Below are 11,599 nucleotides of genomic sequence, written 5' to 3' on the forward strand. Positions count from 1 at the left end.
ATTCTGGCCGCGGCCACGAGTACCGAAGGGAACGACCATGGGCGACCGCGACGAGATCGACGACGACGCGTTCGAGCAGCTCGACTCGCTCGACACGCTGGACGGCGGCCCCGGCGACCCGTTGGACGAGGGATTCTCCCCGGCCGAGAAGCCGTGGGCGCTGGACGACTGGGGCACCACGCCCCGTGAGCAGCACGACGGCCAGAGCCTCGACGACCGGCTGGCCCGCGAGCTGCCCGACGTCGGCGCGGACGAGTTCGACGACGACGGCCTGGGCGACGTCTCCGACTCCGACGGCGAGCTGCGCGACTACGAGGTCGGCGACGACCGCGCCGGCCGGCTGGTCAGCGAGTCCTACATCGCCTCGGACGCCGCGAGCGTGGGCGGCGACGAATGGGACGCCGACCTGCTGGCGGTGGACGTGGGCATCGACGGCGCGGGCGCGTCGGCCGAGGAGGCGGCGGTGCACGTCATCCGGGACGAAGAGAGCTGACCTCCGGCTGGTAGGCCTCGGCCTGGAGGGTGAACAGCTGGGCGTACGTGCCGTCCAGCGCCATCAGCTCGTCGTGCGTGCCGCGTTCCACGATCCGGCCGTGGTCGAGCACGATGATCTGGTCGGCGTGCCGGATGTTGGCCAGCCGGTGCGTGATCAGAATGGTGGTGCGGTCGCCCTCGGCCCCGTCCCGCCGCCGAAGTCGTTGCAGCGAGCGGAAAACCTCGTGTTCGGCGCGCGCGTCCATGGCGGCGGTGGGCTCGTCGGCGACGAGGATCGGCGCGTCCCGGTACAGGCCGCGGGCGACGCTGATCCGCTGCCACTGGCCGCCGGACAGGTCGCGTCCGTTGGTGAACCGCCGCGACAGCACGGTGCGCACACCGGCCGGCAGCTCGGCGATGACGGTGTCGGCCCCGGCTTCCGCCGCGGCGGCGGCCAGGGCGGCGCCGTCCGGATCGGGGCGGTCGATGCGCCCGATGCGGATGTTGTCCTCGGCGGTCATCGGCCACTGGGCGGGGGCCTGCATGACCATGGCGATCCGGTCGTAGACGGACGACTCGTCCGCCACGGCCAGGTCGACGCCGTCCCACCGCACCTGCCCGTCGCTCGGCCGGAACAGGCCGGTGACCAGCTTGGCCAGGGTGCTCTTGCCGGAGCCGTTCTCCCCGACCAGCGCGACGACCTCGCCGCGGCGCACGGTCAGCGTGACGTCGCGCAGCGCCGGCTCGTCCTGCCCGGGGTAGGTGAACGACGCGCCGGTCACGGTGATCTCGGCCGGATCCGCCGGCGCGGCCAGGCCGCCGGACTCCCGGGTCCGCTCCTCGGTCTGCCCCAGCAGGTTGGTGTAAAGGTCCAGGTAGAGGATGTTCTCGTACAGCTGGTTGATGCCGAACATGGTGGTCGACAGCGAGGACGAGGCCATCCGCATCGCCACCACCGCCGCGCCGGCCAGGGCCAGCGGCAGCGCGCCGCCGTAGAGCAGCCCGGCCAGCGCCCCGTAGGCCAGCCCGGTCCCGATGCCGGCGATTGCCCGGCCCAGCAGGCGAACGCGGGTCTTGGCCACTTCGAGCCGGCTGTTCTCGTCGGTGAGCTGCGCGCTGATCCGCCGGTACTCGCCGAGCAGCGCCGGGCCGGCGGTGCAGGCCCGCAGCTCGGCGGCGGTGGACCGGTCGGTGAGCAGCTCGCTGGCGATCTGCATGCGCAACATCCGGGAGACCAACCGGATGTACGACTGGTAGGACAGCTTGGCCGCCCGCGCGGACGCCCACATGTCCGGCACGACCGCGAGCACCACCAACGGGGCCAGCAGCGGATGCAGCACGGCCGCGGTGAAAACGGCCGCCCCCAACTGGATGACTGATCCGGACACGTTGCCGATCGCCTCGACGCAGCCCTCGATGCTGCTCATGCCCCGTTGCAGGCCCTGCCGCACGAGGTCGGCGTACTCGCTGTCCTCGAACGCGATCAGGTCGACCCGGGCGATCGCGGCGTGCGCCTTGTCCCGAGCGTTCTGCTCGACGCGCGGTTTCAACAGGGCTTGCGCGGTCGCGGTGCCGGCTTCGAGCAGCGCCCTGACCACGTACGACGCGACCAGCAGCGCCACGGCCGGCAACGCGGACACGACCCGTTCCGGGGTGGGTCCGGCGGACAGCAGCTGGGTGAAGACATCGGCGGTGGCCAGCAGGCCGAACGCGGTCGCGCAGCCGGAGGCGAGCGTGAGCACCGCGGTGGTCAGCGTCCAACGCCGGGATGCCTGCCAGGCCAGGCCGAGCACCACCCGCACGCCGGCCGGCAGCGCGAGCAGCGTCCGCCCCAGCCCGGCCTCGGCGACCTGCCGCTCCACGTTCATCCACGTGGGCAGCTCGATGTTGTCGACGCCGACCAGCGGCTGGGTCACGTCGTCCTCCTCAGCGGCGCGTGCCGCAGGCTTTCCCTGGCCCGGGCCACCAGGCCGAGCACCCGCTGCTCCGGCGGGTGCCCCAGGCCCAGGAGACGATTGCAGTGCATGTGCACCATGCTGCCAGCGATGTCCCGGGCTGTTTGGGTCAATTCCAGGCCATCGATGGCCAGTGCGAACTCTTCGACGGCACGGCGTCGCGCAGCCAGGACCGCCACCGCCTCGGGGCCGCCCGGCTGTCGGCCCAGCCAGTCCGGATCGCCCAGCGCCTCGCGCAGAACCCGGGCCTGGCGGCGGTATTCGTCGGCGGCCTCGCGGCGGTCGAGCACCCGGCCGGCGCAGTGCTGGCCGGGCTCGAAGCCGAGGCCGGTCAGCAGGTCGTCCACAGTGGACGCCACCAGCAGGTTGCGTTCGATCTTGAGCACGCCGGTGTGCTCCAGATGCAGCAGGTCGGCGGATGCCTTGCTGTCGGCGGTGAACAGCCGTTCCGCCGCCAGCATGGCCGCCGCGCCGCCGTAGCGTTCGACCTCCTGGTCGTAGGTGTCGAGGGCGAAGCGACGGCAGTAGCCGTCGGTCACGAGCTTCGATCCCCAGCGCAGGAGCCGAGGCGCCAGCTCGGTCGTGACGGCCTCGGGGTCGCCGCGGAAGCGGATGCGCAGATGCCGGTCGGGGTCGGTGTAGCGCAGGAAGAACCAGTCCTCGGCCAGACCCCCGTCGCACACCTCGGCAGCGAAGTCCCGGAAAGCCAAGGCGATCAGGTCTTCCTCATACGTCGGCACGTGATACAGCTTGGCGTAGAGCCAATCGCTGCCCGGCGTCCAGTTCCGGCGGTTGTTGCTCCTGACGACAGCGCGAGTTTCCGGCCTTGCGGCCACGGTGTCGAGCACCAGCGGCACCATGAGCTCGCTGACGTAGTGGCCGTCCGGGCCCGGCAGCCACGCCTGGTCGGCCCCGGGCAGGGCTTCGTCGAGCAGCAGCGGGGCCGACTTCGCCTCCGCGCGCAGCTGCGCGACGTGCTCGGGCTGGTCGAGGTCGAGCAGCAGCCGGTGGTCGAAGACCTTGAGATAGACGTGTCGCGGCACCCACCACCGCTGCCGCCACTGCTGGAAGTCGTCCAGCGCCGCGCGGTCGACCCGCCAGGACGCCGGCGCGAGCACCACCCGACCGACGCGAACCCTGGGCAGGAAGGGGAATTCGGCGGCTGCGCCCCAGTTGAACTCGGTGAGCTGGACGCGGCCGTCGCGGGCAAGCTCCTCAAGGAAGCGGATCACCGGCTGCGCCAGCCGCGGGTTGAGCATGTGACCGGCGCAGGGCACGACCTCGTGCCCGTTCCACAGCAACACGAACCGGCCGCCCCGCACGGCCACGAACAACTCGTCCACCGGCACGGCCGTGCCGCTCGGGGAGGTGTCGAACGCCAGCTCGTGACTGCGGGTCAGCGGTCGAATGGCGACGTTGCTGATCCGGGTCCGGTGCGGCAGATAGGAAACCTCGGCCCAGATCCGTCCCGGTAGCACGGTCTCCTCGGCCTCGGCAACCTCACGCAGCGCGGCTTCGGCCGGAGCCCCGAGAAGGTCGGCGAAGCGGCCGAGGGTGCGGCCCGCGACCGAAGCGCCGACGTTCGGGCCGACCACCAGGCGGAAGTCGCCGTCGTCGATCGCCGTCCGCGACGGAGCCGTCACGAACACCGACAGGTCAAGGGAACTCGGGGCCGAGGCGGGCGAGGGTTTCCAGGTCTCCAGCTTGGCCAGGGTCGCCTCGTCCAGCTCGACCTCCAGCGCGCCGTCGCGGATCGCGTTCAACGCCAGCCCGGTCAGGACCTCGTTGCCCGGCCTGGGCGCCGGTTGGTCCGATGTGGACTGTCCGGTCGGCCCGAGCCCTACCTCGGGGTCGAGCAGCTTCAGCAGCGGCACCTCGGCCCCATAGCCGTAGCGCTCCTCGAACTGGGCCCGATACGGGTCCAGATGCGGAATTCCCTTGGGGGCGGCGGAAAGCCGGAGCAGCAGATCGGCCGCACGCGCCGCCTCCTCGGCCACCGCCCGGTGGATCCGCCGACCGCGCAGGCCGACGGCCATGTCGCTCTGGAACGGCCCCTTGGCCGAGTTCTTGCGAGTCTCGACCGTGTGCACGGATTCGGCGCGGGCCAACAACTTCGGGTAGCTCGCGGCCCCCTGCTGCGCGTCGAGCTCGTCCCACGCCGCGATCTCGGCCAGCAGGTCGGTGAGCGCGGCGGCATGCTCAGCCGCGCCGGGGATCTGCGCCAGCCGGTTCGCGACGTATCGGGCGGGCTCGGTCACGGTCATCGGCGGGCGCAGGTCGCTCAGCAGCAGCGTCTGCTCCCACAGCTGCTCGATCAGCCGCTCGATCTTGCCGCGGTCCACGGCGAACTCCGTGGTCAGGGTCGAAACCAGCTCCTCGTGAGGGATCGGGCGTCGAGCCAGCGTCATCGCGCGGCGCACCGGCCTGGTGGCGCGCAGGGACACCGCGCGGCCCGCCTCCTCCGAATCCCCGACCGGGGCCCGCTGGCTCAGGAACACCCGGTCGGCCCGGACGAACGCCGCCGGGTTGGCGAACACGCTCAGCCCCGACCGCACCTCCGGCTCGCGTTCCAGGACCGCCACGAACTCCAGCAGCCAGCCCATGTCCGGCCGGGTGCGGCTGACCCGTTCGCCGTCGAGCTCGGCATCCGTGGCCTCGCCCCAGCCGACCAGCCCGACGCCGGCGAACAGGCCGAACGGAGTCGGCCGCGTCGACATCCGGATCAGGTAGCGCAACAGCTTGCCCGCCAACCGATCCCGCCCCTTGGCGTCGGCCGGCGGCCGGTCGAGGGCGCGGGTCAGGTCGCCGGCGCCGACGGCCAGGGCGCGCCGTATCCGCGCGTCCGGCTCCGATGTCGGCGGCCGCGTCGGGTAGTGCTCGACCGGGAGCAGCGGCGTGCGGACCACTGCCCAGTCCAAGGGTCGGTACAGAGCCACGTGATCCTCCCTCACGACAGCAACAACATCCCGTCCCACGTGGGCTCGGCGCCCGTGCCCGCGGTCAGCAGCGCGAGCGCCACCCCGGCGGCTCCGTCGAGCAGCCCGGGTTGGTCGACCTTCGCCCCCTCACTGTTCAGCGCGTAGTAGCCGTACGGCCGGTCCGGCTCGTACATCGCCACCAGCTGCTCGGTCAGCGGCACGGCCGCCTCGGCGAACGCCGGATCGCCGGTGTCGTGGGCGAAACGCAGCGTGATCGTCAGCAGGCCGCCGATCCCGTGACACAGGCCCGGGGTCCGGTCCACGCGGCGCGCCTCGGCCGGTCGGGTGTGGACGGCCTTCATCGCCGACACGGCAAGTTCTTGCAGCGCACCGTCTTCGAGCGCCTCGCCGGCCAGCCACAGTGCCCTGGCCACGCCCGGACTCCCGTAGCACCAGGCCGCGTGCGCCGGTTCCCCCCGATTGCCACCGAGCTCAACCGCCGCCGGCCAGTTGACCCCCCAGTCGTCGAAGACCCGTTGCCCAGCAAGCCATCCGGCCATCCGCCCGATCGCTTCCCGTTGTCCCTCAACCTCGACGCCCGCTCGTCGGGCCAGCGCCAGCAACGCCATCGGGCCGGCGATGCCGTGCGCGAGTCCACAGTCGAGGTAGCCGTCCGGGTACCGACCCGGCAGCGCCGCGCCGGCGACCAGCGACCGCTGAGGAATGTGCCAGCGCGGCAGGCCGTTTTCCTCGCCGGACAGCGCGACCAACGCCTCCAGCACCTTCGACAGCGCCTTTTCCTTGCGTCGCACCAGGTATCCGCCGCTGCCGGCCAACCCGTTGATCACATCGATCAGGTGGGCCGGCGGTCCGGACGGGGATTCGCTCAGCAGCTCCGCCCGCGTGGTCACGCCGGCGATCACGCCCCGGTCCAGTTCCGTCATCAGCCTTCGGTACCGTTCGCCGCCTCGTGACAGCGACCAGGCCGCGAACGCCACACCGCCCACCCCGCCGCACAGCCCCGATGATCCCGGCCCTGACCTCTCGGCGGCCGTCGCCGCGCGCGCCAGGTGCGCGTGTGCCGCCCGATCCCAGCCCGCGCCCGGCCGGTGCCGGTCCAGTTCACCGTGCAGCAGCGCGATTCCGACCGCCGTCTCGATCACCTCGTGATCGGTCGCGCCGGGCTCCGGCGGATTCCGCATCCGCTCGGCGATCTCCGTCGCCACCCGCACCGCCCGCTCCGCCACCCCCTGCGACAGCGCCGACCGCCACTGCCCGACCGCCGTGCTCATCCCGTTCTCCCCTGGTTCGAGGGTCGTCGCCACGGCGGTTGGAGGCCGTGGCGACGAACTAGCTCACTGCCGCGGCGCCGGCGCCGTCGGACAGGTCGCGCACTGGGTGCCACAACTGGGGCGGTGCGTCTCGAAGCACGTGTCGAACCTCGTGTCGCCGCCGGTGGCCACCAGTCCGGTGCCCGGGGCCAGCGGCTCGCCCAGCCGCACGTCCAGGTCGAACTCGTCGGTCATGGTGGACATCGTTGCTTCCTTCCTTGTGGGACAGTCAGTTCAGCGCGCAGAACGGGATGGCCGAGATCGGGTGCCCCAGCGGGTCCAGAGACTGTCGCTTGGTGGCCCCGTCGCCCTCGCTCGGCGCTTGCGTGCCGAGTCGCACGTCCAGGTCGAACTCGTCCAGCAGAGTGGTCACGGTCGTCTCCCTCGTGATGGATCGATCAGCAGTGCTCAGTGGTCGGGATCCCGCGCGGCGGCGTCGGCGGCGCCGGCGGCGTCGGGGGCTGGCGCGGCCGTTTCGTCGCCGGATCCTCGGCCCACGGGTCCGCGACCCCGAGCCGGATGTCCAGGTCGTAGTCGTCCATGTGTCACCTCCTCCCGACCAGTCAGGCTCGCCCAGCACCGTTCCCGGCCGACAGGGGAGGACAACCGGGAAGATCCGGGAAACACACCCGGGTCACCCGGGAGAGAAGGGAGTCACGCTCACACCAACCCGACAAAGGGATTGATTTCACTTGTCACTGAAGAGATAGTGCTTATGCCCACACAAGCCGATGGGCCGCACCCGCGCGGGGTGCGGCCCATCTCGGCCTGAGGTCAGGAGAAGGTCAGGTCACCGGTTCGGGTGCGCTTGAGCTCGAAGAAGTCGGGGTACGAGGCCAGGGCCACGGCCCCGTCGAAGACCTTGAGGGCGGCCTCGCCACGGGGCACGGAGCTGAGGACGGGGCCGAAGAAGGCGACACCGTCGATGTGGATGGTGGGCGTGCCGACGTCCATGCCGACGGGGTCCATGCCCTGGTGGTGGCTGGCGCGAACGGCGTCGTCGAAGGCGGTGGTGTCGGCGGCGGCCAGGAGATCGGCGGGAGCGTCGATGGCCTGGAGGGCGGCGGCGATGACGGCGCGACGGTCGTGGTCGCCCTGGTTGTGATAGCGGACGCCGAACTCCGTGTAGTAGTCACGCAGGGCCGGCTCGCCGTTGAGCTGGGCCAGCGCGGCGGCGACGCGCACGGCCCACCAGCCCTCCTCCAACCGGGCCTTGTACTCCTCGGGCAGATCGGCCCGGCCGCTGTTCAGCACGGTGAGGCTCATGATCCGAAACCGCAGGTCGAGCTCGCGCTGTCGCTCCACCTCCAGGATCCACCGCGAGGTGATCCACGCGAACGGGCAGATCGGGTCGAAGTAGAAGTCGACCTTGGTCATCGGATGCTCTCCCCTGCCGGTTGTGCTCGGTCGGGTCAAGCATGCCGCACCGGGATCAGGTCGCCACCGGGATCGGCAGGCCGCGCAGCAGCCGAGCGACCTCGGACCGCAGTTCGACAAACGTCTCCGACTCACGGGTGGTGATCTGGTCGCGGGCAGCCGGCAGGTCGACCGGGATGTCGGCGAGCAGCCGGGCCGGCGAGCCGGACAGCACAAGCACCCGGTCCCCCAGGTACACGCTCTCGTCGATGTCGTGGGTGACGAGCAGCATGGTCGTGCCCTGCTCGTGGTGCACGCGGAGCAGCAGGTCCTCCAGCTCGAACCGGGTCTGGGCGTCGACCGAGGCGAACGGCTCGTCCAGCAGCAACAGCGCCGGCCGATAGGCCAGCGCCCGGGCCAGGGCGACCCGTTGCTGCATGCCGCCGGACAGCTGCTGCGGATGCTTGTGGGCGGCGTCGGCCAGGCCGACCTGGGCGAGCGCGGACCGGGCCCGCTCACGGCGTTCGGACCGGCCGACCCGGCCGCGCAGCGGAAACTCCACATTGGACTGCACGGTCAGCCACGGGAACAGGGAACGGCTGTAGTCCTGGAACACCACGGCCAGGTCCTCGGGCACGCCGCGCACCGGGGATCCGTGCAGCAGCACCGAACCGCCGGTCGGCGCGAGCAGGCCGGCGATGGCCCGCAGCAGCGTGGACTTGCCGCAGCCGGACGGCCCGACGATGCAGGCCAGCTCGCCGGCGGCCACCGTGAACGACAGCTCGGCGATCGCGGCGTGGTCGTAGACATGGCTCAGCTGAGCCAGTTCAAGCATGGTCGACAAGTCGTCCTCCTGCCTTCGCCGGCACGCGGGGCTCGCCTGCCGTCCGATGCCAACCCAGCGCCCGCCGCTCCACCGCGAGCAACATCGTGTTGAGGGTGTAGCCGAGCACGCCGATCAGCGCGACCACCGCCCACATCTGGGCGAAGTCGAACTGGTCCTGCGCGTCCCGGAGCTCGCCGCCGAGCCCCCCGTTGGCCGCGAACAGCTCCGCGACCACCATCAGCGTCACCGACTGCGACAGACTCACCCGCAGCCCGGCGAAGATCTTCGACAGCGCCGCCGGCAGCACGATGCGCAGCAGCAGCCGGGTTGTCGGCACGCGGAAGGCCCTGGCGGTGTCCAACTGCACCCGGTCCACCGTGCGCACACCGTCCACTGTGTTCAGCAGCACCGCCCACACCGCACCGAAGACGATCACGGTCAGCACCATCTGCGTGCCCAGCCGGCACAGCAGCACGAACACCGGCACCAACGCCGGCAACGGCAGGGACCGGAAGAAGGCGAACACCGGCCCCGTGTACTGGAGAAGTCGCCGGGACAGCCCGAGGCCCGTGCCCAGCACCACGCCGGCCAGCACCGCCAGCAGCCACCCGCCGACGAGCCGGCCGATGCTCGGGAACAAGGAGTCGAAGGCGGCCGGGCCGAGGAAGAGCGTGGCGGCCGTGCCGGACAGCCACATCTGTTGGGCCGCCGCGAGGATCTCCAGCGGTGGCGGGAAGTACGGGTGGTCGATCGCCGCCGTGACGAGCTGCCACACCGTGACGAGGAGCAGGAAGACGGCCCAGCGCAGGACAAAGCCGTGCAGTCGGGTCATGACGGCACCTCCGCGCCGTGCCACCAGAAGTACCGGCGCTGCAACCGTTCCAGGCCGGCGTTGATCAGGTAGCCCAGCAACCCGGCCACCACCACGCCGGCCAGCACCCGGTCCATTCTGGTCGCGCCGCTGGCGGCGGCGAGGATGAACTGGCCGATGCCGCCGCTGGCCCCGGTGAGCATCTCGGCCGAGATCACCACCGCCAGCCCGATGGCCGCCGACAGCCGGACCCCCGTCAGCACGAACGGGGCCACGCTGGGCAGCGCGACCCGGGTCAGCACCCGGGCGCGGTAGACCCGGGCAGTGTCCACCTGCACCGGTTCGATCTCACCGAAGGCGTAGATGGTGTTGAACAGAATCGGCCACAGGCCGGCAAAAACCGCCAGCGCGATCTTGGTCGTCGGGCCGCCGCCGATCGACACCACCAGCAGCGGCACCAGCGCCACCGCCGGTATCGGCCGCAGGAACTCCACCACGGTGCGGCTCGCCACCCGCAGCCACGGCACGCCCGCCAGCAGCAGCCCCGCCGGCACCGCGATGCCCACCGCCAGCGCCAGGGCGATGGCCCACGACAACACCGTGGCCACCACCGCCAACTGGAACGCCGGGTCCACCAGCATCATCGCCAGTTGCGGGAACACAACCGATGGCGGCGGCAGGTATTCCGACGGAACCGCCCCGGCCAGCACGACCGCCTCCCAACCGAACAGGAGGCAGCCGATGCCGACCAGTCCCCGCAGCGCACCGCCCATCAGCGCCGCCCGCCCGTGTCCGGCCTCCTCATCGCTCAGCCCTGCTCGGCCAGGATCATCGGCTTGATGTCGAACTTCTGGCTGATGACCCCGAACTGCTGCATCAGGTCCGGCACGCGCTGCAGGCGGGTGGGGTCGGCCGAGATGGGGTACGAGGGCAGGTGAATGACCGGGGCGATGTCGGGGGCCACGTTGGCGTTGTCCACCATGGTCTGCTTGACCTCGGAGTCGCCCTGCTGGGTGGCGGCCTCGGCCTGGGCCTTGCGGATGGCCCGCTGGAACGCGGCGACCATCTTGGGGCGCTCCTTGGCGACCTGCTCGGTGGTGAGGTAGCAGCTGAGCGGGATCCCGTCCAGGGCGCCGGTCAGCGGCTGGAAGACGGTGGTGACGCCGGCCTGGGTCTGGGCGATCGTCACGTACGGCTCGGCGTAGAAGGCGGCGTCGATCTCGCCGCTTTCCAGCTTGGGCAACATGTCGGCGAAGCCGATCTGCTTCCACTCCACTGTGGACCAGTCCACTTTGGCCGCTCGCAGGCCGGCCATCACGGCGAGGTCGGACATGGTGCCCCTGGCGGTGACGGCGATGCGCTTGCCCTTGAGGTCCTCGGCCCGGGTCAGCGGCGAACCCTTCTTCACCACCACGGCCGTGGTGTCCGGCTTGGCCGCCGAGGCGTCGGCCACGACGCGGAGATTGGCCTTGCCCTTGGTCTTCAGCTGGGCCTGCACCAGCGCGGGATAGGTGGCGAAGCCGAAGTCGGCGTCTCCGCCGAAGACGCTGTTGATCACGTCCGGGCCGCTGGGCTTGTTGACCAGGGTGACGTCGAGCCCCTCGGCGGCGAAGTAGCCGTTCTTCTTGGCCAGCCACAGTGGACCGACGTCGGTGCAGGGGATCAGCGATATGTTGATCTTGGATTTCTCCACCGTGGTGTTGCCGGCGGCCTGCACGTCCGCGGTCGTCGAGGACCCGCCGAGCAGGCTGCACCCGGAGTCCACCGCGGCCACCGCGGCCGCCGCCGTCACCGACAGGAACAGCCGCCGTGACCAGGGCCTGTCCACCGTCGGACCGGCGTGTGGCTCACTCATGTCGATCTTTCTCCTCGCCGCAGGGATTAATCATTGACAATTGACCGTGACGCGGATCACCCGTCGCCCAGCG

Annotated in this window: 12 protein-coding genes; 1 reads left to right on the plus strand and 11 read right to left on the minus strand. The window is 71.2% G+C overall.

Going from position 1 to position 11,599, the window contains the following annotated elements:
* Positions 1–37: 37 nt before the first annotated feature.
* Positions 38–493, plus strand: a complete 456-nt coding sequence (locus tag ACIG5F_RS02410) for a DUF5709 domain-containing protein (RefSeq protein ID WP_396515572.1) — start codon at positions 38–40, stop codon at positions 491–493.
* Here ACIG5F_RS02410 and ACIG5F_RS02415 read toward each other — a convergent pair.
* The 11 genes from ACIG5F_RS02415 to ACIG5F_RS02465 all read right to left on the minus strand — a co-directional run bounded on the left by ACIG5F_RS02415 (position 471) and on the right by ACIG5F_RS02465 (position 11,526).
* Positions 471–2,390 (minus strand): ABC transporter ATP-binding protein, encoded by a 1,920-nt coding sequence (locus tag ACIG5F_RS02415; protein ID WP_396515573.1) that lies wholly within the window; start codon positions 2,388–2,390, stop codon positions 471–473. The two genes, ACIG5F_RS02410 and ACIG5F_RS02415, sit on opposite strands and share 23 nt — an antisense overlap.
* A complete protein-coding gene (locus tag ACIG5F_RS02420) occupies positions 2,387–5,365 on the minus strand; it encodes a lantibiotic dehydratase (RefSeq protein ID WP_396515574.1) in 2,979 nt (992 codons plus the stop codon). The genes ACIG5F_RS02415 and ACIG5F_RS02420 overlap by 4 nt, the downstream gene beginning before the upstream one ends.
* Before the next feature lie 11 nt (positions 5,366–5,376).
* On the minus strand, positions 5,377–6,639 hold the full coding sequence (locus ACIG5F_RS02425) for a lanthionine synthetase C family protein (protein ID WP_396515575.1): 1,263 nt from the start codon (positions 6,637–6,639) through the stop codon (positions 5,377–5,379).
* A gap of 63 nt (positions 6,640–6,702) precedes the next feature.
* Entirely contained in the window at positions 6,703–6,882 is a 180-nt protein-coding gene (locus ACIG5F_RS02430; protein WP_396515576.1) for a hypothetical protein, read from the minus strand.
* A gap of 25 nt (positions 6,883–6,907) precedes the next feature.
* The gene (locus ACIG5F_RS02435; RefSeq protein ID WP_396515577.1) at positions 6,908–7,051 is read right to left on the minus strand and encodes a hypothetical protein; all 144 of its coding nucleotides are present in this window, start codon (positions 7,049–7,051) and stop codon (positions 6,908–6,910) included.
* A gap of 25 nt (positions 7,052–7,076) precedes the next feature.
* Positions 7,077–7,220, minus strand: a complete 144-nt coding sequence (locus tag ACIG5F_RS02440) for a hypothetical protein (protein ID WP_396515578.1) — start codon at positions 7,218–7,220, stop codon at positions 7,077–7,079.
* A gap of 232 nt (positions 7,221–7,452) precedes the next feature.
* Positions 7,453–8,055, minus strand: coding sequence for a DsbA family protein (locus tag ACIG5F_RS02445; protein WP_396515579.1), 603 nt, complete (start codon positions 8,053–8,055; stop codon positions 7,453–7,455).
* A 55-nt stretch (positions 8,056–8,110) separates the two neighbouring features.
* Positions 8,111–8,878, minus strand: a complete 768-nt coding sequence (locus ACIG5F_RS02450; RefSeq protein WP_396515580.1) for an ABC transporter ATP-binding protein — start codon at positions 8,876–8,878, stop codon at positions 8,111–8,113.
* A complete protein-coding gene (locus ACIG5F_RS02455) occupies positions 8,862–9,692 on the minus strand; it encodes an ABC transporter permease (RefSeq protein WP_396515581.1) in 831 nt (276 codons plus the stop codon). Before ACIG5F_RS02455 ends, ACIG5F_RS02450 begins: the two co-directional genes overlap by 17 nt.
* Positions 9,689–10,444, minus strand: coding sequence for an ABC transporter permease (locus tag ACIG5F_RS02460; protein ID WP_396515582.1), 756 nt, complete (start codon positions 10,442–10,444; stop codon positions 9,689–9,691). Before ACIG5F_RS02460 ends, ACIG5F_RS02455 begins: the two co-directional genes overlap by 4 nt.
* A gap of 35 nt (positions 10,445–10,479) precedes the next feature.
* Positions 10,480–11,526: an ABC transporter substrate-binding protein gene (locus ACIG5F_RS02465; RefSeq protein WP_396515583.1), complete on the minus strand. Its 1,047-nt coding sequence runs from the start codon at positions 11,524–11,526 to the stop codon at positions 10,480–10,482.
* Between the last annotated feature and the right edge of the window lie 73 nt (positions 11,527–11,599).

The organism is Kutzneria sp. NPDC052558 (assembly GCF_044547355.1).
Lineage (GTDB): Bacteria > Actinomycetota > Actinomycetes > Mycobacteriales > Pseudonocardiaceae > Kutzneria.

What these genes read in the sequence shown, in the direction of transcription:
- ACIG5F_RS02460 (WP_396515582.1), bottom strand. Translation starts at nt 10,444, where the DNA reads ATGGGCGGTGCGCTGCGGGGACTGGTCGGCATCGGCTGCCTCCTGTTC.
- ACIG5F_RS02465 (WP_396515583.1), bottom strand. Translation starts at nt 11,526, where the DNA reads ATGAGTGAGCCACACGCCGGTCCGACGGTGGACAGGCCCTGGTCACGG.
- ACIG5F_RS02440 (WP_396515578.1), bottom strand. Translation starts at nt 7,220, where the DNA reads ATGGACGACTACGACCTGGACATCCGGCTCGGGGTCGCGGACCCGTGG.
- ACIG5F_RS02410 (WP_396515572.1), top strand. Translation starts at nt 38, where the DNA reads ATGGGCGACCGCGACGAGATCGACGACGACGCGTTCGAGCAGCTCGAC.
- ACIG5F_RS02425 (WP_396515575.1), bottom strand. Translation starts at nt 6,639, where the DNA reads ATGAGCACGGCGGTCGGGCAGTGGCGGTCGGCGCTGTCGCAGGGGGTG.
- ACIG5F_RS02455 (WP_396515581.1), bottom strand. Translation starts at nt 9,692, where the DNA reads ATGACCCGACTGCACGGCTTTGTCCTGCGCTGGGCCGTCTTCCTGCTC.
- ACIG5F_RS02430 (WP_396515576.1), bottom strand. Translation starts at nt 6,882, where the DNA reads ATGTCCACCATGACCGACGAGTTCGACCTGGACGTGCGGCTGGGCGAG.
- ACIG5F_RS02445 (WP_396515579.1), bottom strand. Translation starts at nt 8,055, where the DNA reads ATGACCAAGGTCGACTTCTACTTCGACCCGATCTGCCCGTTCGCGTGG.